This window comes from Bradyrhizobium sp. 190 (genome assembly GCF_023073415.1).
Classification (GTDB): Bacteria; Pseudomonadota; Alphaproteobacteria; order Rhizobiales; family Xanthobacteraceae; genus Bradyrhizobium.
In genome coordinates this window covers 65,295-89,700 of record NZ_JADPJL010000036.1, presented here as the reverse complement: position 1 = coordinate 89,700, position 24,406 = coordinate 65,295, and the positions used below count along the sequence as shown (strand labels likewise).

The window sequence follows — 24,406 nt, the reverse complement described above, 5'->3', positions numbered from 1 at the left end:
ACCCCTACGTGCCTGCCAGGTTAATTGCGCCCGCGGGTAGGGCCTGCCAAATGGCTCCGCATCTGTTGACATGCTGTAATCGGCCGCGAGACGTAGCTCTCGGAGCGGTCTGACCTGCCGGATCGACTCCTGATAAAGCTCGTGCGCTTTATAGGCTTCGAGTTCGACTTCGTCGTCGAATTCACCGTAGACGATCACGTCAATTTCGTTGCCAAGCCGGTCACTCTTGCGGTTACGAGCGACCTCAAGCCGGCGTGCGTGCGGGATTTTGGCGAGAACGGAAAGGCCGTCGACTATTTTGTCGACATGCGCCTTATCTTTTGCGGTGAAGAATACGATGTGTCGAATCATAGATGACCGTCGGTCATTGCGGTTTGACTTCGCCCAAAGCGACAGAAGCCTCATCGCAAAGTCTGCAAGGCTCGGGCAGCCGCTCAGATGCCACTGCACGGCAGGCTCCCTGCACGATCGCGCTGGCGGGTGTTTAGCTCGATTCTTCGTCCGCTATTACGCAAGGTAGACAATCTCTGAGACGAATTTCTGCATCGAAGTAAGGAACCGCCTGATCATCAGTCGCTAGGACAACTTTCAGTAGATGCTTCCGTCGATGGTCATTAGCTTCGCGCGGATCTCGTGCATGAAACGGTCTCACTTGCAGGATCGCCGCATAAGAACTGCAGCAAAATGCGCTCTTTCGTTGAATACAGGCTGGGTCATAAAACAGAAGGAGAAGGCCGCCGCCAGCCCCGAAGCGTTGACATCGGCACGTGACCTCAAGGTTGAATCCGCTCTTCGGCTGATCACCGCAGAGAGATCGATCGTGAAACTCTTTCATCGCGGAACGTGGCGATAGTCTCAGCCATACATGGCGCCTGGGAGGAGCTTATCGTTTCGGCGCTGCTCGTCGCGAAGCAACGAAGAAAGGTAGTACCTGGTGCACATGCTTGCCTGGAGGCGCTTTCAGCGCGCAGCTGCATCGCACCGGAAGGCTGCGCTCCCTTCCGGAAAGTCGCTGAAATGCTGCTCCGCCTTCGCCGAAGTTTTGGCAAAATGGCCGCCCCAGGTGCCGCGGTTCTGATCGAGCACTCTTAGACTGCCTTCACTTGAACCGCGTTGCTTGCATGCGCGTGAGAGCCCAACGCGCTAGTACATCGGTGGATGCGATCGCCCAGGGAAGCGCGGCTGCCATTTGCTTGATCAACATCAATAGATATAATTCGATGGTCTATCCTTAAGCAAAGCCTAGCGGAGGCAAGTCATGCGCAATCTGCTGTTTGTCGCTGCTAGCACTTCCCATGCTAGTGTTCCGATGCTGACGAACGATTCACAAATCGGCTCAGACCTGCGAGTTTGGGCCGATGAGGACGATCGAACGGATTTCGATCAGCAGCGCTGATCGTGAAGGATTGGAGGGGCTGGTCCGAAATCGGAACACGCCCCAGAAGGTGGTTTGGAGAGCGCGGATCGTGCTTTTGGCCAGCGACGGGCTGACGGCGGAAGCGATTGCGGCGGCCGTGGGCAAGAGCCTTCTGACGGTACGCCGCTGGCGCCGCCGCTATGTGGCCAAGGGAGTGGACGGGCTTTTGAAGGACGCAACCCGGCCTTCGCGCGTTAAGCCGTTGAGCCCTGAGAAGATCAAGCAAGTGGTGCATATGACGCTGCACGAGAAGCCTCCGAAGGCAACGCATTGGAGCGGGCGCAGCATGGCGGCGGCGGCGGGCATTTCCTACAGCAGCGTCCAACGGATCTGGCGTGCGCATGGGCTGAAGCCGCATCTGGTCAAGACGTTCAGGGTCTCGCGCGATAAGCACTTCGCCGCGAAGGTCGAGGATGTGGTCGGGCTCTATCTCGATCCGCCGGACAAGGCGCTGGTTCTTTGCGTCGATGAAAAGAGCCAAATTCAAGCCCTCGACCGCACCCAGCCCGGCCTGCCGATGAAGAAGGGCCGCGCCGGAACGATGACCCACGACTATAAGCGCAACGGCACCACGACGCTGTTTGCAGCGCTCAACATGCTGGACGGCAAGGTCATCGGGACCTGCATGCCACGCCATCGGCACCGGGAGTTTCTGCGCTTTCTCAAGCTGATTGACCAACAGATCGCCGAGGGTCTCGACCTTCACCTCATCGTCGACAACTATGCGACGCATAAGACCCCGGCTGTGAAACGCTGGCTCAAGGCACACCCGCGCTTCCACCTGCACTTTACGCCCACCTCGGCGTCCTGGCTCAACATGGTCGAGCGCTTCTTTGCCGAGATCACCCGAAACCGCATCCGCCGCGGCGCCTTCAAGAGCGTCGCCGAGTTGAAAGGTGCCATCATGCAATACTTGGAAAACCACAATGCCAATCCCAAACCCTTCGTCTGGACCAAGTCTGCGAGCCAAATCCTCGAAAAAGTCGCCCGGGCGAAACAAGCGTTAGAGTCACAACACTAGTTGGCTTTGTCTCGCCTTCGAGTGTACGTCCTACGACCCGCTTGGCAGGACGCTCATTGTCTGCAAAGACCGTATCTGGGGCATCCTGGCAACTGCCAGTTCTCGTCATTTGTCAGTGCATGGCCACTGCATCGGGCACGGACGCCTATTGCGGTATCGACCTGACCTACGCATTAGCGCGGCGGGTAGAACGATCGCGCTGACAACCAGTACAAGACGCCACGAAAAGACGCACAAGGGGAATGCGGAGTGTTGTTACGAAAAATCGTGTCTTCGACGAATAGTAGTGGTCTTTGAACATGTGCAGCAGAAGCTGCTGACCCCGCAATGGCGGCCGCCGTTAGGTTGCGACCGCACTACTGCGCCTTAACCCCGCTTAGCCCTTTTTGCATCGCATGACTTGGCTGGCCGTGTCAAACCGTCGACTCTTCGATGGCCTGACGCTTGGGCTGCCATGGCTGCTGCGAATTGAGCAGCAAGCGGACGGCAAGCGCACCGGCGCCTCAGGTCAGCGACGCCTCTAAGCGGCTCGCCTGACAAGTCTGTACGCCCGGGTTATCCACACGCCATCGAATTAGCGGCGGCAGACGCGCGTCTGCATAGCTTTCACGGTCTGCTGCGCTGGAAAGCACTCCCATGCTTGCATTTGACGAAGGCGGGGGCGGTCACTCCGAGCTCGTTTGAAGGATTTCATCGCGGAATTACGCCCAAACGCAATTTTCGGCCGACAGGCAGGGGTTCATCGAACCAATCGATCGCGATATGCCGCTACAACAGAGGGTGAGCGCGAGGCCTGTTTCGGGAGCTGGAAAATGCCAAGTATCCTGGAGAAGGGATTGGAGCAGGGCATGGTACGCAATTTCTATCAGCTCCGTATGGGGAAGTATGCCGGAGCGTTAATTCAGCGCAGCAGGTGTGAGCGGCAACAAATCCTCTGGCTGCAGTTGAACTTGATGAGGCTCGGAAACGAACTCGCTCGGGTAGAGTATTGCCTCCGGGGCAGAGCCAGCCAGTCCGACATGCAGGAGATGCGGTTAAGACACCGCCGCACGCAAATTGCGTCAGAATGATCGGATCGGCGCGCCCTGAGGCCCAGCGTGACGCAAGGCGCTTCCAAATGACAATTTGAATCTGGGGAGTTCTTGCTTGATGGTCGGGCGACCATTGGATTTTTTATGCACGCGCCTGCTACTTTGGAGACGTATGTTTCCCTTTCATGGTTGACAGTTTTCACTCGTCCGCCATAGAAAAAGGGTGGTCCCCGGGGATGCGCGCAATACTCAACGGCTTCGGTCGCAAGAATCGGATTACCGTTCGCCTAGCTTATTCGGTGCGGAGGGCCGTGGCTTCAAAATCGTAGGCGACCAGGTGAGATCAAATTCGAGCTGCGAAATCGACCTGAGGCCATCTGACGGAACGGATCGAAAATGAGCCACGCTTCGGAAGTGTCAGTTGAGCGGATCACGATTCCAATCCTGCAGCGGTGGAAGCAGGAGCGGCGGCGTGTCGCCATGACCACCGCCTACGATGCGGTTACGGCAGGCATCGCTGACCCCATCGTCGACATCATTCTTGTCGGCGACAGTGTTGGCAATGTCTGCCTCGGATTCGACAACACGTTGCCAGTCAGCATGGCGATGATGAATCATCATCTCGAAGCTGTTGCGCGCACAAGGCCCCGTGCCCTGCTCGTGGCCGATATGCCGTTTCTTAGCTTTCACCTTAGTCCGGAGGAGACGATACGCAACGCCGGAGGGTTCCTGCAGCGAGGCGCAGATGCAGTGAAACTCGAGGGCGGAGCCAAGCGCGTGGAGATGGTGCGTGCCCTGGTCGATTGCGAAATTCCCGTCATGGGCCATCTCGGCCTCACCCCGCAGAGCGTCAATATCATGGGCGGATTCAAGGTGCAGGGCCGGAAAGCCGATGACGCTTTGCGGCTGCTTGATGACGCTCACCGTCTGCAGGAGGCCGGATGCTTCGCGTTGGTGCTTGAAGGCATTCCGGCCGAGCTAGCCCAGCGAGCGACCGAATCGCTGTCGATACCAACTATTGGAATCGGCGCGGGTCCCGGGTGCTCGGGCCAAGTGCTCGTATTCCATGACGTGCTGGGGCTGATCGAAGGTCATCGGCCCAAATTCGTTCGCGCCTATGCTGATGGTTTTCAGCTGTTGCAGGAGGCGCTGTCGCGCTGGGCTACCGATGTCCGCAGTGGAGCGTTCCCGGCGCCGCAAGAGTCCTATCGGCTTCCTGAAAGCCTGGGTAACATCATCGCAAACTGGGCTCCTCCCAACCCAACCTGATGTAAGGTGCTACGATGCAGACGATTACCACGGTCGCTGAGCTTCGTCGTGAGCTCGCGAAGGCTTGCAGCGCGGGCAAACGCGTCGGGCTCGTGCCGACAATGGGCTATTTGCACGATGGCCATCTGGCCCTGGTCAAGACGAGCCGAGCGCAATGCGACGTCACCGTCGTTAGCATCTTCGTCAATCCGACTCAGTTCGGACCAAACGAGGATCTCAGCAGCTATCCTCGCGATTTCCTGCGCGATGAAAAATTGTGCCGCGATGCCGGTGTTGCGATTGTCTTCGCGCCGGGTGCACAGGAAGTCTATCCGGCTCAATTCGAGACCTTCGTCGAACCGGGCGAATTGGCGAAGCCACTATGCGGGGCTTTCAGGCGTGGGCATTTTCGCGGCGTCGCAACCGTCGTATGCAAGCTGTTCAACATGGTGCATCCGGACGTCGTGTTTTTCGGGCAAAAGGATTTTCAGCAATGCGCGGTCGTTCGTCGCATGGCAACTGATCTCAATCTTCCCATCGAGATCGTCACCGTGCCAACCGTTCGGGAACCGGACGGGCTCGCGATGAGCAGTCGCAATCGATATCTCAGCGAGGAAGAACGTCGGCGAGCCGTTGCCATCAGTCGTGGGCTGTTCGCCGCGGCGGATGAGTTCCGCTCAGGAGTGCGCGAGGTGGATAAGCTGATTGCGATCGCCGAGCGGCATCTTGAGACAGTTGATCGGCTGCAATACCTTGAACTTGTCGATGGTGATACGCTCAAGCGTGCCGAGAGTCCGCTGCGGCTTCCGGCGGCGCTCTGTGCCGCAGCCTACGTCGGTTCGACCCGGCTGATCGATAACGTACTGCTGGCGTTGCCAAATCTGTAGCGCAATTCAGAACCAAAAATTGATAAACTGTGTTCTTTTTATCCGTTTCGCCGGCGTCGTCGGTGTAACCCTGGAAGTTCCGACGCAGCCGCCCCTCGCGCTTCGCCGCGGCAAGATTGTCGCCGGGTAGGGCGAAGTGGTCGAAACTAATGCGCACGTAGCCCGCGTCGACCAGGGCTTCCGCAATTCCGACTGAAGATGACGCACGACTTCTGGGGCAGGGCGTATTCGCCGATCTTGCACTGATGCTTCTTGAAGGAGGCAATATGCGCGTAACCGAAGTCCGACAAGCGATCCGGACGGAGTTCGATGCATTTGGCGACCGTGTCTAGCACTACAGTTGCAATTTTCGGGTAGTTCTGAATCTATGGGCGACCATGATTCGGGATTTGATGATTGGTGGAGCGTCGGTCGAAGATACGCGACGCTGTGGGCTTCTTTGTTGCGGCAGGCCAAGCAACGGATTCGTCCGCTGTTTACGCAGGAGCGGATCGCGATCTCGGCGGGGCAGTTTCTCGATGGACGTTGGGGCAACGAGCCGCGCATCCCTCACAAGGAGAAGCATCAATGCCGGTCCATGTGCACAGCCAATTCGATGAAGAAGTCGTCAATCGCGAGCCGTGGCGGGGGCGCTGACCAAGACCATGAGTCTAGCAGGCACATAAGCCTCTGCGTGGCTTCCATGATCAAAGTGTTTATGTCGGCGTCTACACCGCGATGTCGGTTGCCACAAGCTTTGGCAGGCTACGCAAGCCCAGAGTAACCGGGTTGCAAGCCCATCGCCTCGCATTGAGACCGATTGCGATCGGCAAGATGGAATTTCATCTCGTTGTCAGCTTTGCGACTGAGCCATATTGATTTGTCGCGGATATGACTACGGAAGGCGAGGCCGCGTTGGCGCGCTGAAGGGCGCCACGGAATCGTAATGCGCGGTCTCGAGGCGCACTCGGGTGCTTCGTGCTCCTTCAGTGCGCGACCGCACTCATCAATCAGCAAGTAACAAGCTTGTTGAGAGCCCCCAACGCTCCATGCCTAGCCGGCACAGTTGCCGATCGTATCGAGTTCGGATCGAGACGTCACGTGAGTTTTCGCGGTGGCATCGTATTTGCAATCAAAGATGTCGTCGCGGATCGAACTAGAAGAGTGACGATCGACGCGATCCGATATCACGCGCTGAACCGTCCGGCATGGCGATTGCGCCAACAAACGATGTCCTCTCGACCGCCGAACCTGCGCACTCTCTGTCGCGCGGGAGTCCGTCGCTGGTACAGCGCCCGCGGGTCGTCTATCAATAAGGTCCCTGTCATGGCGTCTGCTGGTCAACCATCCTCTCGGTTAGCAACGCGTCTTGCATTCTTCGTTCCCGGGGTCGGCTTCGGGGCCTGGGCCCCGCTCGTACCATTTGCGAAAGACCGGCTGGCGGTGGATGATGGCGTGCTTGGCCTACTACTGCTCTGCCTGGGTGCTGGATCCATCATCGCGATGCTTCTGACCAGTGTTTTGAGCGCCCGCTACGGCGTCAGGCTGATCATTCTTGTGGGTGGGCTTAGTCTCGCGATCGTCCTGCCGTGCCTCACGACAGCTAGCAAGTTGTCGCTCGGCGTCGCGCTATTCGCCTTAGGCGCCTCGATAGGCTCGATTAGCGTGGCCGCGAACATTCATGCGATCGAGGTGGAGCGCACGGCGGAGTGCCCGCTGATGTCCAGCTTCCACGCTCAATTCAGCATCGGGGGACTTGTGGGGTCTGCAGCCATGACCGCTTTTCTCTCGCTGCAGATTGACGCATTTGTTTCGACTGTGGTCTGCTCGGGATTGATAGTGATCGCGATCATGCTGGCGTGGCCGCGATTGGTACCAACGGCGCAGGCGGACCAGGGACCGTCGTTCGTTCTGCCGCGTTCCATCGTGCTCCTTCTAGCCGCGATTGCGGCGATCGCCTTCCTTATCGAAGGCGCGATGCTCGATTGGGCTGCCTTGTTGGTCGTCGGCGCTGGTCTTGCTCCAAAGACGCAGGGCGGCTTAGCGTATGTACTGTTCTCCATAGCCATGACGGTGGGACGCCTTGCTGGCGACGCCGTCGTCGAACGCGCGGGGGACCGCGCGACACTTATGTTCGGAAGTCTACTGGCCTTGGCCGGTTTCGGAGCTCTGCTGGCCGCACCGGTAGCCGTCATCGCCATGGCCGGCTTGCTGCTCATTGGTCTTGGCCTATCGAATGTCGCCCCGATTCTGTTCCGGCGCGCCGGCACGCAGGAGGCGATGCCCGTTGGTCCGGCGATTGCCGCGATCATGACGGTTGGTTATGCCGGAATTCTCATTGGACCGGCTGGTATAGGGTTACTGGCCAAGTACGTGGGACTGCCGGCCGCATTTGGGGTCCTAGCCGGGCTCATGTGCCTCGTCGTGCTCTTGGCGCCCATCGTGACGGCGAACACACGGTGAATGCGTTTGAAACGTGACAGAGCGGCACCTCGCGCGCAAGAGAAGCTTCGATCGTGGCTTGTCTCTGATCGAGCAGACGGCAATGAGTTGGCTAGCTGATATCTGCCTGGCGCCGATGATCGGCTACTTTTTGCTGGTCCCAAAGCGGTGCGCTTCTCCGGAAGTGCTTCAGGCCCGGCGATTGGTAGTCCGCGCTCTTCCAGAGATCTGCCTTCATGCCTACGATGGGTCGCTTGATGCGCTTGCTGTTCGCCCAATCACTGCTTCATCCCAGGCTTCTATACCTGAGTGAATCCGCGCTTTCGGCTGTTCGCAAGCTCGAGTTTTCAACCCGATTGCGCAAAGCGGATGTTCGCCGAGCAGGCGTTGATGCCTAAGGGACTTGGAAACACCGGCATCTGGTATCTCGCAGCCGATGGACAGGTTTGTGCGGTGGCCTTAACCTTTCGAATTCTGCAAGCCTAGTCGATTTGACATCCATTCTTTCTCGGGACTCGCCCGACGTTCGAAGCCGAGACAACGCCGCGGGTGCGGGCGGTGCTCGATAAGGTCTGCGACAGATGAGAAACCACGAGATCGGCCTTAGTAGCGATATCGCTTGGAAGAGTCTCGAAGTCGGCACCCGATGGAAAGCTCAATTAATGGCCAGAACCAGGTTAGCTACTGAGCGCGCAGTGATGCGCTACAGACGCGTACACGATGTGGAGATGAGTTGCAGTTCTTAGTCCGTACGCTTTCTCATGGGCATGGTTGGGTCACTTCGCTCCCTTAGAATGGTGCCGCGCTTATTGCAAACCCTGCAGATGAATCGCTCCTCGCAAGGCGGACGTGTGTCCGGCCATTAGTCGAACCGGATCGTGTCCCTAAGCGTGGTGTAACTGGCGGTGGGACACCGCGTTCGCCGGCAAGAGCCGGACTGGTCAGCTGGCGATAGCCGGGAGGCTGACGGTTGGATCATCGCTCAACGGAGCGATAGTTTCCAGCGTCATGTAGCGGGCGCGCTGGACGGCCCATTCGTCGTTCTGCTCGAGCAGGATCGCGCCGATGAGCCGGACGATGGCGTCCTCATTGGGGAAGATGCCGATCACCTCGGTGCGCCGCTTGATCTCACCGTTGAGCCGCTCGATCGAGTGCAGCTTGGTCCGGTGCTGCGGTGGGAACGTCATGTAGGCGAGCACGTCGGTCTCGGCCTCGTCGAGGAAGCCGGCAAGCTTGGGCAGCTTGGGACGGAGCTGGTCGGAGACCTTGCGCCACTGCATTTTAGCGGCCTCGGCATCGTCCTGGGCAAATGCGGTTGCCGGCTGGCAAGCCAGATCGGGACACAGCCAGGGGCTTGCGCGAGTTATCGCAGAACTTCGGCTGGAGTGCTGCGCAGCTTGCCAGTGAGCTGAAGCTGGAGCGGACGCTGGTTTGGCGAGCGATGAACGATAGGCCTATCACAGAGACTGATGCAGCGCGTCTCATGATTGGATTGGGACGACTCTCGGTCGGAGCGGTCGGCTGTCGTGATGGCGCATATGCATGAAATCTGTTGCGTTTGTTGCTGCGTGCAGTTGAGGCATTCGAGGTCGACGACGCGGTTCGGACAAGGCGGTAGACCTGATGCGCTATATCGTCTCGAAGACCGCGACGTTGCCCTGGCTGGAGAGTTTTGCCGCGCGCATGGCGCCGGGGCCACTCGCTCTACGATCCGTTCGCCGGCACATGCACCGTGTCCAGGCATTTCAAGCGGCTGGGCTATCGCATCTTCACGGGGGACGCTTTAAGTCTGTCCCACGCTATGCAGGTTGCGACCGTCCGTCTGAACAGGCGGCCCCGACTTCCGCTGACTTTCGACGCTTCGCGCCATCCGCTCACGTCGCGAGCCGACGACGCTCCAGAGCGTCTTCGCCTATCCGCCGCTGGCGCACCGTGTCAGCTCTCGTTTTGAATTCAACGCTGGTTCGGCCAGGCGTGAGTTTGTGCGTGCGTTCGACGCCTATCGGTCGCAAAACCTTCACGTCCTTGTCAGCTACAGTGACACGATTCATTCCGATCGCAGATCTCGCGGGACTCAACGAGAAAGTGCTCGCGGATGTTACGGTTTTATCTGAGCGCATTCGACATCATTCCCAAGGAGCGAGTTTGGGCGTTTGGGCTAGTCAGGGGCAGTGATTGAATTTGTGCTCGTTGCGCGTCCGTAGAGCTTCACTGGATTATCCGGTCTCACAACCTCATTTGCTCATGCGGGGTCATCCTGGCCAATGAGCCGCTTCTCGTAAAAGATCACTGCATATCCGTGCAACATCCCTTCCCTGCGGCGAACATAGCCAGAGCTCTCATAAAGTCTTTGGGCCCCTACTTGGATCGTTGTTGTGTCGAGCATTATCCATTTGAAACCGAGAGCAAGAGCTCGCGACTCCAATTCACGAAGAACCCTCCTTCCAAACCCTCGTCGCTGAAAGACGGGGTCGACCCGCATACGTTTAAGTTCTGCGACATCATCATCAAAAGGGTTCAGCCCACCCATGGCAGCGAGTCGGGGACCAATATGCGCAACTACGAAGTCTCCGCCCGAGGCGATGTATACTTCCCCGATATTGCGTAAATCATCCTCCCAGGCCCCTTCCGGGCCACACACACCAACATCCTGCGATGCGCTTCTGTGCAGATGCCATACATCATCGCTATCCCCAGACTCGAACCGACGAAGGATCAGTTCGTCTTGAGACATCGACTATCACCTCTCGACCGGTGTCGGACGCCTGCGCCTCTGGCATCGTTGTCTGCTTTTCGCCACCCAGAGACCACCGTCAGCTTACCGGCGCGCCTCTGTCAACAGCCGCTGAGAAAGGACAGCCTCAACACTTTCCGATACCTCAACTCCGACAACTGGACGACCCGGCTCAACCGTATATTTTAAGGCCGTACTACGGTGCATCCGGGTAAACCGATCTAGTGCACAAACACAGGACGTGCGCAGCGTTCCGATTTCGCCGCCGTGATGCTCCATGACTGGCGAAATGGTCGCAACCCTGGGAAAGTCCGCTTTCCCCTTTAGCCAAGTCGGCTTGAGCGGTGCACTCCCTTTGCCTGACGACAGCCAGCGGAATACCTCGTGAATGCATCTCTGCGGATAATATTCGGACAGCCGATACAGATCCCTATAAAATTGCGGTTTCTGGTGGAAGAGTTCTTCACCGACCAGTAGCACCGAGACCGCCACGATACGGGCCGAGAAGCGGCCGCTTGGACCAAGCGTATTCTTGTAAGGATTCTTTCCGTAAAACACACGAAATTGGCCAAATAAGTCCGGCGACATATGTTCATAAAAGCGCGTCAGAACATAGTTTGCTGACTCAAGGCGCTCCAGGCATAGCGCGAGACATTGCCCCGCATCCACGTCGGCCACATCACGCAACTTAAGCAGAGCGTCCATTGCTGACTGCAATTCGCTCTCGATGATCTGATGGCCCAAGCAAAAATCTCGCTCCTCGACCCCGGCCGCCCCGAGGCAGTATACGCGTGGATCGTTCTGCAATGGATTCGTAAGGATCATATCTTCATAGGAGAGGACCTCAATGCCAGGCTGCCGTTGACAACTTGAGCGCGCAAGGCGGCTCAGTGCCTCTCCCACCGTCAGCTCGGCGTCCACGGGATGAAGGCCGGCAAACGCAGACATCTGATAAGCACAATTTACGAGATATTGGATGTCTGTCTTAGCGATCTCGAAGTCCGGCTGCGGCAGACTGAGCAGCTGCGCATCATAGTCCGTCTCCGCAATCATCGCGTTGATGCTACGCCCAAGAGCCTTAACCGCTTCATCTGGTCGTTCACTGCATTTGATCTCCGCAATGCAGTGCGGCAGTTGATCGGCGACAAAATTGCTGACCGGCCCAAGCGGGCGTTCTCGCTGCCGGCGATCAATGCTATCGGTCAGATGCGAAAATATGTCCTCCGCCTGGCAGGGCGACCCTTGCGGCGCCCGCGACTTCATCGAAAAGCAACTTGCATTTCGGCACTTGACCCGTATCGTCCGGCCGGTGAGTAATCATGTTTTTCGAGCAGATCAGTTCGTTTGTCTACTATCCTACTGTCGTTGTACGCGACCCGCTCAAGTATACTGTTCGAGAAAAATAGCAGCGATACGGCGCCCGAATTGATGGTGCCGGCGGCGGTTAACGAAAGCAGGCCATCGTTTGAAATGCAGATGAGTCCTGCCTCATTCAAGAGTTCAAGCTCGCGGCCAAAGCATTTCTCGATGGACACCCCAAACTCCCGCTCGAAGCGGGAGAGCAACACCCCGCTGCTTCGCAGGGCAAACATTACCGTTCTGCGCATGAGATCATCTTGCGACAGGACAACACCCTTCCACACTGGCTTCTCGCCCGCCTCAACCCTATACAGGTAGCGATCCAAATCTGCCTCGTTATAGAACTGGCACTGGCTCATGTAACCAAATCCGGCAACCCCAAACGGGACCAGATTATTGTCGTTCCAGGAATCGTATTTGCGGCTCTGTTGAACCGAGTGTGGCTGCGGCTGCTTACTCCAATAGAAAATCGGCCCATGGCGATAGCCGAGTTTCGTGAGGATGTGCTCGGCCATAAAATGCATGATAATGCGCTCCTTAGCCCCGGCAAATTGATATCGTCCCCGAGCCAAATGGCGGGCTACGGGGTCTGTGGATTTAAACATCAATGGGAATACATTGAACTTCTCTATTCCCATATCCAGTAAGCCGATAAGTGAGTCGTACCAGCTCCGGAGCGTTTGCTGCGGCAACCCATACATGAGGTCAAGCGACAGATTCTCAACGCCCATCTCATTCAGTAACTTTACGAGTTGTACTACCTCGTCCACGTGGTGCCCGCGGTTCAATATGCGTAAAATGCTAGGATCTAGACTCTGAACGCCCAATACGAAGCGGTTTACGCCGGCTCTAAGCAGTGTGGATATGCGATCTGCAGCGTCCACTTCCTTTGCAAGAGAGGGATGCAATTCGAAACTCACCTCCGACTTAGACAAATCAAAGCGCCGGCTAATCATACCAAATAGCGTTTCGAGTTGACGGTTGGTCAAGAACGAGGGAGTGCCGCCTCCAAAAAAAGCAGTCTCAACAGCTCTGCCAGCCAGCGCCGCGTCCGACCAACTCATCTCTTTATCTAAAGCCGCCAGATAGCGCTCCACTCGCCCGGAAGATGGATTGATTTCCTTGGCGAAGTGGCAAAAGGTGCAATACTGATTGCAGAAGGGGATGTGAAAATAGAGATCAATTGACGACGTAACCTGGAGCAACAACTTTTCGGCGTTCAGGTCGCCCATTGCCTTGAGAGGCGGATATGTGCCGACAAGATAATCGTTGTGCGTGTCAAGGTGCAAATTCCGTGACCTCAACATGTCAAGGTTGATGTCGTACGAGCGGTCGATCGCGAATTCCAAGGCCTCGGAATAGGTCGGCGCGCGCATTTTTCTAAACTCCTCTAGCTTTCGTGTGAAGGCAAGCCGCGATGGCAGCTCCGTTCCTCGTGTCACATCGCGCTCTTCAGCTCGGGCTCGATACCGAAGTCGTGCATTTCGATCAAAGGCGCGGATTTGTCGGCTCCCACTCGAGGTAACCACCGTAGATCAGAACGAGTGTCGCCATCCGCTCGGCGACACGCGCGGGATGATTATGGTTCCGCGAGGAAGACAGATGCCGTGGCCGAGGCCGAATGTCCTTCGGCGTTGCGAAACGGCACCGAGGAAGGCTTCAGGCGCCGAGGAGTGCGAATACTGCTCGTGGTGCTCCACCTCCGAGTGTGACCAGCGCCGAGTCGGGCGCCGAGCTCGATCTGCTCCAGCGTGCCATTGAACAACTTCGGTCCGCTCCCCTCTTCGAAAGGAGGCGGCCATTGCCCGAGACCAAGCTTGATTTGGTTTCCTTCCGATCCGACGCCGACATTCGCATGCCGCTGCATGCATTCGCCACACGGCCGCCCAAACGTGTCACACTGGTTTGGATTTGCTCGGGAGTAAGCGCGCTGAATGCTAGTCGCGTCTGGTGGTCTTGAGAGTTATCCAACGCGAAGAACGACAGCGGCACCCGCGAGGGACGCGGCAAAGCTTTAGGCGGGACCGCACTCAACAGCGCAGCGTCCATGGCATTGATTTGGATCAATCGAGCAAGTTTCATTTGAACTCCTGGGCCGGCGAATGCGAGACCGTCATGGTCGTGCGGATCCTTTACGGTGTCCCAGCAATCCACGTGCCACAAAAGACATTTGCGAGCCTCGCTTGAAGAGGGCAGAACCATGTGCTTCGCGTCCACCGACGGATTACTCGCGCCTCAGTGTCTGGCCCCGGACATTAACGTCTTCAGCCGGACACGGCTGAACACGACAACGCGGAATGTTGAATGACGATGGCGGCCTCTCATGCCGAACTCGAACATCTGCTCCAACGGCGACCTTACGACCGAATCGCCCGGCTGATAAAGGCAGCGTCCCGGCACGTGACGGATATGCAAATGAACTCGTCGCTTTCTTGCGGCGGGGTGGCCACGGAGCGGCTTCGATCTCGTGGCGGCGCTCGGCGCGGACTTCCCAGGCGCGGTGCGCGTCGTACCGAGCGACGAGGCCCGGCCGCAGCGCGTCGGCGCGGCCGACTCTCCAGTCAAAGTGCCGTGGATCATTCTGCCCGGTTTCATCGATCTCCATGACCATCTCACCTGGAATATCCAGCCGCGATGGCTGACCGGCCGGAGTTTAACAACTGCTATGAATGGTAGGATTCCGCGGAACAGGACTGCTTGCTGAACAATCCGCACTGCCGGGCAATCCCAACTTTGGCCTGCGAAGCGCAGATTACGCGGAGATCAAGGCACTTGCCGGTGGGGCGACTTCGGTCCTCAGGGATTGCTGAGCAGCGATAAGAGCTCTGCAAACCATCCGTGCGTGCGGGACTTGCCCGAAATCTGGATAGGGGGTTCCGGCTTCTCGCAACAGCAACCGGTCTCCGAGCGGCCTTGCGCCGGGAGCCTCCACCTGCACGCACCAAGCCCATTGGCACTTGCTGCGGAAACGCGCGTCTGTGCAAGACAATTCGTCCCAGAAGGGCAGTAAGGGAACCGCATTGTGACAGCTTCTCTTGATGGCGAACTTCGCGACGGCGGCCATCATATGCAGGTCCGCGTCTATTTCGAAGATACTGACTCCGGTCAGATTGTTTATCACGCAAATTTTTTGCGCTTCATGGAATGCGGTAGAACGAACTACTTGCGCCTGCTCGGAACCACTCAGCAAGCGCTACTCAAAGAAGCCAAGAACGATGCGCCCGGCTTTGCCTTCGTTGTCCGCTCCATGACGATCGATTTTCTAAAACCGGCGGTCTTGGATGACCTGCTTGATGTCGTGACAGTCCCGCAAGAGGTGAGGGAGCGTCGATTGCCTTGCTGCAGGAATGCAGGCGCGGAGACGATCTCATAGCCACGGCGCGTGTACGCGTGGCGTTTATTTCGCTCTTGAAGTAGGATGCCGGAGCGATCGTCTGAGCTCAGCGAACTGGTGGAACATGATGAACAGCGCGATTACTCCGGCGCCCAGTTCAGCGATTGCTTGACTGGCCAACAGTCCGTTGAAACCCCACATGACCGGGAATAACAGTACGGCCGGTATGAAGAGATAGCCTTGCCTCGCCAAGGATACAACCGCACTGAGGCGCGCTCTTCCGAACGACTGAAGCATCGTCGTCACGAAACACTCAATACCATAAAGTCCAAAGAAGAGATGGAAGACGATGCAGGTCGAGACGGCAATTTCCGTGACCTTATCGCTATCGCTGAACAGCCTGACCAAAGGCCGGGCAAAGATCACAACGGCCGCTGAATAAGCAACGGAAAGAGCGACAGTCACGGAGAGCATGAACTTCGCAGTCTTCAATACACGAGCAAAGTCGCGTGCGCCCCAACCGAAACCCAGGACAGCTTGAGGGCCCACACAGAAGCCGGTGATAGGTAGTGCGCCGATCGTCAAGATTCGCACAGCTATTCCCACGGCAGCGATGGAATCGTCGCCGAACGGCGCAGCAGCTCCGTACAAAAGCATAACGGCAACAGCAGATAGAACACTGGTCATGGTCGCCGGCGCCCCTATGAAAGCCAGCTGTCTGATGCGATCTGCTCGCAACGAGATGTGAGATATCCTAATGAGGACTATTCCACGAAGCTTCATAAAATACGCGATATATAGGCTAATACCAGCGATCTGAGACACCAGCGTTGCGAGGGCTGCGCCACGCACACCGAGGTCCAGTAAGAATATGAAGACGGGATCAAGCGCGGCATTGAGTATGAAGGCGGTAATCATCGTCCACATGCTGAATCGTGTATTGCCTTCGGCTCTGACGATGAACCCGTTGACGATGTTTAGAAGCATCAGGGTGTACCCGAACAAAAGCGTCGCCGCGTAGTCGAGCGCCAAGGGCATGATGGTTGGAGTGGCCCCGAGCGTTACGAAGATCCATCGCAGATTTAGAAGAAGAGCGACGGTAAAGAAGATACCGATCGGAGCGGCTAGCGCGAGTGCAGTACTCGCGCCTCGACTCGCCTCCAGGTACTCACCGGCGCCAAGATGACGAGATATGAAGGACGCTGCTCCAACACCGATCCCGTGTCCGACTGCCGCGAGCAGGACCACGATCGGCAAGGTCATGCTGACAGCTGCGATCGCCTGCGCGCCAAGTGCGCCAACAAAGATTGCGTTGACGACCTCCTGTAACGCGTTGATCGATAAGCCAACAACAGACGGAATGGCGAGCCGCAGGATAAGGCTCACGAGATTGGAGTCCGAGAGATCGATGTGCTGCCTTTTATTCGGCAAGACATCGCTATCGGTCTCGACGGCGAATTCCGCATCCGGCTCATTCATGGCTAAAAGTGTGCCGAGCTCTTCCGAATTCGCTGATCGTCTGCAACAGCTCCTGTTGCAACACCGTGCAAAGATTGCGGGTCACCTCATAACCGACCTCGGTTGGATTGTACCTCGTTTCGATCTGGAGCTGCCCGGCTTGATATCCGACATCGAACCAGAAGAGGTGAATCGCGGCCGCTTCGTCCACGTCTTCGCCGATCCAGAGTGGAGAAGGTTCCTTGGCTAAGAGATGGCGTGGAAAATTGCGCTGCAAACCCGCTCGATAATTCAATCCAATTCTGGGTAGGGGCAGGCGATCGATCCGGCTCCGCACGGCTGGATCTCGGTTTAGGAACTTCATGGCTCGAAAGCCTATTCCCCTGCGCGGCAGAGCATTGCGCTGGCTGTATATTGAACGAGCACGATCGGCACGGGGCTGCATTCCGGTGAGACTCAAGGGAAGCGGAACGAGCTCGCTGATATGGCCGATGATCTGAGATGGATCGAGATCGTCAAACAGCCGACCTCGGGTTGAGGTAAGGCTATCAATCCAGAGCGAATAGTTGCCGAAAACGCGTCCAAAGGCGCCAGATATGGCGGCAAGAAACACATCAAAGTCCTGACAATGTGCCAATCTGGCTGTAATGTTGAGCAGATCAGCTGTCGCTTCTTTGTCAATCTCGAGATGGTATTTGGCCTGATCTTCCCAAAGCGGTCGGCAATTCGCTTCATCCAAGCGATCTTCAAGGCGTGCATAGTGAAGCTCTCTCGCGGTTAGTTTTGAAAAGCTCGCGCCGCCCGATGAAGTGTCGCTGACGTGAAAATTGAACTGATGGTAGTCAATGCTCTCCCAGAATTTGAGTTCGGCTGGCGCTTCGCAGTTGGCGTAGCGCTCAAGGCGCTTCAACCATGGAGAGAGCATTTGTATGTTCTCAGGACCACTCATGGTGTGGCCTGAGGCAAGGGCGTTGTACGCCGCATCCAATGCTTCCAAAAACAGTCGATAGCCTATCCCGTCCGCTACAAAATGATGCATCAGGACCAGCAGATAGTAATCGCCGCTTTCCGATGTGCGGAACACGGTGACGTTAACAAGAGGCGTCTGGCCGTCAAACCGAAACATATGTTGACGTCTTGCTGAGACGCTCTCGATTGCCTTACGCTGCTGTAGGCCGGGCATTCCGACAAGATCCATCTCCTCCACGAGGCGTTCGGCCACGGAAGATCCGATTGTCAGACGTAGATCATTGTCTGTTCGGGCAATACGGAGTCTGAGGCCTTCGTGCCTATCCATGACATGGGCAAGTGCGCGCTCCAGGGCTCGGATATTCAGGACGGCGCCGGGCAGGAAGAACAGATCGCCGATGTTGAAATGCTCATCGAAGCCGACGAGACGGTTCCAAGATGAGATTGCGGGGATAACCGGCAATGAGGCATCTGCGAAAGGGAAGGTATGGAGTGTAACCGCCGCTCCGTCTGTCGCCAATTCCCTGATGGTCGGGGTTCGATAGATTTGGTCGACTGTAAGATTCAGTCCGGCTTTGCGCGCCAGCGTGACGCAGCGCACGCTCAGAAGAGAGTCTCCGCCGATATCAAAGAAGCTCTGATCGATTCCGACCCACTTGGCGCGTAATAGATCTTGCCAGATTCCAGCAAGAATACGCTCCTTCCTGGTGCGTGGCTCAGCAGATGGAACAGGGCCGACCTGGCGGTAAGGAACAGACGGCAGGCGGGCACGATCTATCTTTCCGCTCGCCGTTAGGGGGATAGTATCAACCAAACGGAAGGCGGCGGGAATCATGTAGGACGGCAATGTGTGGCGCAGGTGAGTGACGATATCTCCAGAGCTTAGACCGTCGCGAGCCGGAACCAAGCTAGCAGCCAAGCGACGATGGTCATCCGCGCCTTCTGCGACGACCACGGCTTTTGCAATTGCCGGATGAGACTCAAGCGCCGTTTCGATCTCCTCCAGCTCGATACGAAAGCCCCGTACTTTGACCTGGTTGTCCGATCGGCCGCAAATCTCGAGAAGGCCGCGGGTTGAGATGCGTGCGATATCGCCACTACGATAAAGAACGCTGTATTGTCCGTCATCATACGGATTCGGCACGAAACAGCGGTTGGTCCGATCTTGATCCCGCCAGTACCCAGCGCTCACGCAGCGTCCCGCGATGCAGAGTTCGCCGGCGACACCGACAGGGACTCTCTTCAACTGCGAATCGAGCACGTAGAGTTTGACGTTATCGATTGGGCGCCCAATGGGGACGAGAGACGAGCCGTCGCAGGCATCCGATGTTTCGTAGACCGCTGCATTGGATGCACATTCCGTAGCACCATAGAAGTTCCACAACGGCACGTCCGGGAAATGCGCACGCCAGCGGACCGGGAGCGAGGAAGGCATCGGTTCGGCGCTGCTTGTGACCAACCGCAAGGCGGTCGGTCGCGGGTGCCGTTCTTGGGAAGCAATGAGACCGGATAGGAGCGGCGGCGAGGCAAATAAGTGTGTCACGCGACGTCTCGCCAACGTGCACAACAACAGATCTGGATCCAGCAACTGCTCTTGGGTCAAGATCAGCGCGGGCACACCTCTCAGAAGCCCCCCAAAGTACTCCCATGCCGACGCAACAAGTGATGCGGACTTCTGGACAACCATCACGTCGGTACGGTCGAAGGGAAAGCGTCGCCACGTCCAGTTCAGTCGATTGAGAATTGCCGATTCCGGTATAAGAACCCCCTTCGCCTTTCCGGTTGAGGACGAGGTGTATATGAGGCTCGCAATTCCCTGGTCTGATGGTTTGTCGCTGCACTCAAAATCGTGCGCGGGCGCGCCGCACCCTTCAAGGGTCAATAGACAAATCGACGGCACGTCAAAACTAAGATCAGAGGTATTTGCGTGAACCAAAAGCTTTGCCTGACTATCTCGCAAGATATGTTCGATCCGATCACGCGGATAATCCGGCGCTATAGGGACAACAATGGACTGCAAGGCTCGGGCCGCAAGAATAACAGTGGCCACGTCAGGCGACCGGTCCACCAGCATGGCGACCATATCGCCAGCCCCCACGTCAAAAGCCTGCAGTACCGATCTGATAGTTGTTACGCGCTCACGCAGCTGGCAGAATGTGATCTCACCGAAATCACCAAAATATGCCACCTGGCTGGGATTTGAGACGCTGATTTGCTCGAACGCTTCGATAAGCGGACATTCAGCCTCATACGGCTGCGCCGAGCTATTCAGCGAGTCCAGCATAGTGACGTCTGACGCGCTGAGGCAGCTCAGATCTTTAATGGGCACAAGCGGCTTCTCAACGCAGGCTGCAATTAGACAGCCCAGATTGTCAGCCATGCGGACAATCAGATCGCGGGAAAATATGTCTTCCGCATACGCGAGCTGGAGAGCAATTTCATCGCCCTGATCTTGTGCATACAAGGTCAGATCGAATTTTACATAGCCGGTCTCATATTCGCGGAATGTGAGATCCAACTCATGCTGGCCAAGTGGCTCCGGGGCCTCGGAGTACATGTTGAACATGACCTGGAAGATCGGTGATTGTCCCGCTTCGCGATATAGCCGGGTATCCCTTACCATCCAGCCGAACGGATACGCCGAATTTGCGATGGCATCGCTGACCAGGCTCTGGATGCGCAAGGCATGAACCGCAAAGGACTCGCCGACATCGATCGCGGTGCGGATTGGCAGCATATTCAGGAAAAAGCCAACGATTTCGGCGCTGCCAGGTTGATCCCGTACGACGTGCGGTATGCCAACTATAATATCGTCCTGACCGCTATACGTGCGCAGCAGCAGCTTGAAGCAGGCGAGGAGTGTTGTCGACGTCGTGCACCGATGTCGGCGCGCAAACTCACGTACCTGATTGGAGAGCTCGCTGCCAAGCAGCACTGCATGCGAGGCGCCGCGGTAGGAATTTGTCTGTGGCCGCGCTCGTCCCGTTCCAAGCGAAAGCACCGGCGGATCATCACCAATTTGACGACGCCAATAGCTACGTTGGTTGGCCAACGCCTCTGCAGTAAGGTGTTGTGTTTCCCAGACCGCGTAGGTCGAGAGTGAGGCGCGGTTCTCTGGCAAGAACGCCGCGGCATCTTCGTACCTTTGTCGAAGGTCCCTGAGTAGAACAGAGATCGACCAGGCATCGATGATAAATTCATGAGCGGTGATCAGTATGAGATGGTTGTCAGGGCCAAAACGGATCATGCGCGCGCGAAACAGATGGCCTTGGCTGAGATCAAAGCTGCCGTTCAGCTCTGTTCGCCGTAACTCTGCGATCAGCTCCTCAGCTTCCGGCGCCGTGAGATGAGATGCATCAGCCAATTCAAGACTTGCGCATTGCGGAGCATCAAAAAGCTGAACCGGACCGTCATCGTCGATAAAGCGTGCCGAAAGTGCCTGATGGGAATGAACGACATCGGTCCAGGCGCGATTGAACGCCGCCAGATCGATGATGCCCCTTATTCGCAGGCCGCCTTGAATGATGTAGTTCCTGGCAGACGGATCGAGCTGCGAGAGAAACCATAGGTGCTCCTGAACTCGCGTCAGAGGCGATCGCATAAGCCTTCCGTACGTCGGGGCTGTGCACGGTTTGGAGTCGACTCGGGCCGAGATCGAAGCCGCAAGAGATCGGATCGTTCCATTCAGGACCAGCCTGAAATCCGTTCTCACTCCGAGCTGGGTCTGCAATTGGCCCAATATGAGCATTGCCCGGAGCGAGTCTCCGCCGAGGCTTATGAACTGGTCCATCACGCCAATGTTCTCAATACGCAGAACGCGGGACCAAATTTGACACAGCTGGGCTTCGAGCTCTGTTTTCGGCTCCTCGAATGGCGTCGGCAACAGAGGACGAACACTGGCCGGGTCCGGCAATGCTCCAAAATCGACCTTTCCGTTTCTGGTCAGTGGAATACCGCCGACGTGGATGATCCTTTCTGGGAGCATGTAGGTGGGAAGCGCTTCGGCGAGAAGGTTCTGAAGCTCGCCTTCCGTCACTTCAGCCGGAGCTGACACATACGCGATGAGTCGTCTCGATCCAGTTTCCCCTTCGGCCCTGGTTATGTCTCTCGCCATAAGCTTTACGCCTGCGCAGACGGAGGCGACGGCGACGGCGCCACGTACTAAATGATGAGCGGAGAGGCGGGCCTCGATTTCTCCCAGCTCAATTCTGTGCCCGTGGATTTTGACCTGACGGTCCCGTCGACCAAGACATTCCAAAAGGCCATCGGAACGAACGCGCCCGAGATCACCTGTCCTGTATAGGCGCTGGAACGACGGGTTGTTTGAGAACGGGTTTGGCCCAAAGGCATCCTTGGTGCGAACATCATCATTGACGTAACCAGCGGCGACACCAACGCCGCTAACACAGATTTCGCCGACCTCTCCCGTGTTGCACAGCCTCGGTCCGTCAGCGACATAAACCACAAGGTTAGAAATCTGTTTGCCGATCGGCACATAAGGGGCAGCCAGCGCAGGCGCTACGGAAACCAGATGATGCGTAACGCCGTCCGCGCACTCGGTCGGCCCGTAGTGGTTGAGAATGGGGACCCGGGGATATAAGGCCAGCCACGCACGCGCCAGTCCGGGTGTTAGAGGTTCTCCGACCGTTGAAATAATCCGCAAACTGTCCAGAGCTCGCTCAGCCGCCGCAAGCGACTGCAAATATTCAACAAATATTGCAAGCATCGACGGAACGAATTGAACAACCGTCACGCCGTATCCTTGAATTGCTTTGAGAAGGGATACTGGCGATTTTAGTGTCGCATCATCAATGATCGCGATACAGCCTCCGACGCAAAGCCCTGCCAAAAGCTGCCACAGCGAGATGTCAAAGCAGTGCGATGCCGTCTGCGCGATGCAATCCGTCCGAGTGAGGGTTAGGGCATCAATCTTTGCCACCAAATGATTGTTTAGGGCTGCGCGCTCGATCATTGCGCCTTTAGGCTTGCCCGTCGAACCCGACGTAAACAGAATGTAGGCGAGTCCATCCTCGCACGATGGTGGTACAACAGGCGAAGTCTGGCCCTCGCGCAGCGCCGCCTCTATCGCTATGAATTGCGTCGTGCCTTTGCTGCTCGCCTGCAATTTGCTGAACAAATCCAGCTGGTCTGGGCCAATAATCAGAGCGCAGCGACTCTGCTCGATCATGAATGATGTACGCGAAGCCGGTAACGATGGATCGAGCGGCAGGTACGTTGCTCCAGCCCTCAAAATTGCAACTACCGCCGTCGCCCAGTCGAGGTCCCGCTCACCCCAATAGCCAACGACCATGCCGTTAGCGCCCCGCTCTCGTAACGTCCTTGCGAGGGCATCCGATCTTAATCGCAGCGCTTTGTAGGTGAGTTCGTCTGCGCCGTACCTCAGCGCAACCCTTTCCGGATCTGATCTAGCAAGGCGATCGATCGCGGTGATCGCGTCGATCGGTTGTTGTTCCACAAGCTGATTTTTGCTTGATCGATTTTCCGTAGGCATACGCGTCCCGCCATTCGTCGCCTTCTGCGACCCTTAAATCAGAACACCAACGATCCTGATTGAGCGTGTGCAATGCGTAGCCACCCTGGTTCTGCCAGTCATAGTGTGCCGTTTTGCCCGTTTCTTAACTTCTCGTGCTTTGCGTTCACTACTGTTTCCGCGATGATCGGCAAGGGAACACGGCCGGACGCTAGGGCCTCAAGTCGGCGTTGGCATCTACCAGATCTTGTAGTAGACACGCGGGTAGTCTGCGTGGCACCCGCAACCAAGCGCGCCCAGAGACTCGCTCCGGCTTGTGATTTCTTGCATTTGTAGGCGCCTGGACAATGATTTGGTGCGCTCCTCATGAAAGCGGGGACTTGGCGCTCGCCGGGCTACAGGTCGCCTGCGGCGACCAAGCGGTAACATCGATTGTGCAAGAACCAACACAGAGGCGTGTTTGCGTTTTCCACGAGGCCGGCGTTGTTTGCATAACCGCTGAAGGGCAGTCGTTGCGCGCTCAAGCGTTTTGACGCTCTTGGCCATAGCGAGATAGCTATGGGCAGCGTGCCGAGTCGTGGGCGTGCAGAACCATCACCGCGAGGTCCTTGGTCTGTTGATGTTCGCGGTCGTCCACCTTGGTGCAAACGAAAAACGCGCTCAGAAACATTTGCTGTGAACGGCAGGCAATGTCCAGTCTATCCAAAAGGCCGTACCGATACGGCTTTGCGAACCGGAATTGAATTGCGGATGGCGCCTTTGCTTAGTCTCCACGAGACGTATGCTCGGAAACTCCTTTTCCTAGAGCAGAGCCGATAAGAATAGTGTTGCGGCAAAGCCACTCAGCAGTACGGCGAAGCCGGAGCCGGACTGTTATTATCACGCGGGTATTCGTGGTAAGCTGGAAGACGCTGATGATGAGCCTTTCCTGCGCGGGCCGCGTTGCGTGATTGATCGCTCGTGATGAGTCGTTCCAACCAGCCGGACTTCGATAACGCGCGGTGTAGCCGGTGCGATCCCTGTGCGGGTAGACGGG

10 protein-coding genes and 3 pseudogenes are annotated in these 24,406 nt (G+C 57.0%); 6 read left to right on the top strand and 7 right to left on the bottom strand.

Going from position 1 to position 24,406, the window contains the following annotated elements:
* Window positions 1–60: 60 nt before the first annotated feature.
* A pseudogene (locus IVB22_RS21960) lies at window positions 61–351 on the bottom strand (Dabb family protein); the annotation flags it as partial.
* 907 nt (window positions 352–1,258) lie between these two features.
* Between IVB22_RS21960 and IVB22_RS21955 the strand changes: the two are divergent.
* The 5 genes from IVB22_RS21955 to IVB22_RS21935 all read left to right on the top strand — a co-directional run bounded on the left by IVB22_RS21955 (window position 1,259) and on the right by IVB22_RS21935 (window position 8,046).
* The gene (locus IVB22_RS21955) at window positions 1,259–1,396 is read left to right on the top strand and encodes a hypothetical protein (protein WP_247519337.1); all 138 of its coding nucleotides are present in this window, start codon (window positions 1,259–1,261) and stop codon (window positions 1,394–1,396) included.
* Window positions 1,359–2,438 carry an IS630 family transposase gene (locus IVB22_RS21950; RefSeq protein WP_247519336.1) on the top strand — a complete coding sequence of 360 codons (1,080 nt, stop codon included), beginning with the start codon at window positions 1,359–1,361 and terminating at the stop codon, window positions 2,436–2,438. Before IVB22_RS21955 ends, IVB22_RS21950 begins: the two co-directional genes overlap by 38 nt.
* Window positions 2,439–3,865: 1,427 nt before the next feature.
* A complete protein-coding gene (gene panB / locus IVB22_RS21945) occupies window positions 3,866–4,738 on the top strand; it encodes a 3-methyl-2-oxobutanoate hydroxymethyltransferase (protein WP_247519335.1) in 873 nt (290 codons plus the stop codon).
* A gap of 14 nt (window positions 4,739–4,752) precedes the next feature.
* On the top strand, window positions 4,753–5,604 hold the full coding sequence (panC, locus tag IVB22_RS21940) for a pantoate--beta-alanine ligase (protein ID WP_247519334.1): 852 nt from the start codon (window positions 4,753–4,755) through the stop codon (window positions 5,602–5,604).
* 1,305 nt (window positions 5,605–6,909) lie between these two features.
* The gene (locus IVB22_RS21935) at window positions 6,910–8,046 is read left to right on the top strand and encodes an MFS transporter (protein ID WP_247519359.1); all 1,137 of its coding nucleotides are present in this window, start codon (window positions 6,910–6,912) and stop codon (window positions 8,044–8,046) included.
* Between the two features lie 920 nt (window positions 8,047–8,966).
* On the opposite strand, the pseudogene IVB22_RS21930 reads toward IVB22_RS21935, so the two are convergent.
* The 4 genes and pseudogenes from IVB22_RS21930 to IVB22_RS21915 form a co-directional block, all read right to left on the bottom strand.
* Window positions 8,967–9,344 (bottom strand): annotated as a pseudogene (locus tag IVB22_RS21930) (transposase); the annotation flags it as partial.
* Window positions 9,345–10,267: 923 nt separating this feature from the next.
* The gene (locus tag IVB22_RS21925) at window positions 10,268–10,759 is read right to left on the bottom strand and encodes a GNAT family N-acetyltransferase (RefSeq protein ID WP_247519333.1); all 492 of its coding nucleotides are present in this window, start codon (window positions 10,757–10,759) and stop codon (window positions 10,268–10,270) included.
* Between the two features lie 84 nt (window positions 10,760–10,843).
* Window positions 10,844–12,022 (bottom strand): hypothetical protein, encoded by a 1,179-nt coding sequence (locus IVB22_RS21920; protein ID WP_247519332.1) that lies wholly within the window; start codon window positions 12,020–12,022, stop codon window positions 10,844–10,846.
* On the bottom strand, window positions 12,019–13,494 hold the full coding sequence (locus IVB22_RS21915) for a coproporphyrinogen-III oxidase family protein (RefSeq protein WP_247519331.1): 1,476 nt from the start codon (window positions 13,492–13,494) through the stop codon (window positions 12,019–12,021). Before IVB22_RS21915 ends, IVB22_RS21920 begins: the two co-directional genes overlap by 4 nt.
* Window positions 13,495–15,140: 1,646 nt before the next feature.
* Here IVB22_RS21915 and IVB22_RS21910 point away from each other — a divergent pair.
* Window positions 15,141–15,535, top strand: a pseudogene (locus IVB22_RS21910) (YbgC/FadM family acyl-CoA thioesterase).
* On the opposite strand, the gene IVB22_RS21905 reads toward IVB22_RS21910, so the two are convergent.
* Entirely contained in the window at window positions 15,516–16,931 is a 1,416-nt protein-coding gene (locus IVB22_RS21905; protein ID WP_247519330.1) for an MATE family efflux transporter, read from the bottom strand. The pseudogene IVB22_RS21910 and the gene IVB22_RS21905 overlap by 20 nt on opposite strands.
* On the bottom strand, window positions 16,924–23,391 hold the full coding sequence (locus IVB22_RS21900) for a non-ribosomal peptide synthetase (RefSeq protein ID WP_247519329.1): 6,468 nt from the start codon (window positions 23,389–23,391) through the stop codon (window positions 16,924–16,926). Before IVB22_RS21900 ends, IVB22_RS21905 begins: the two co-directional genes overlap by 8 nt.
* Between the last annotated feature and the right edge of the window lie 1,015 nt (window positions 23,392–24,406).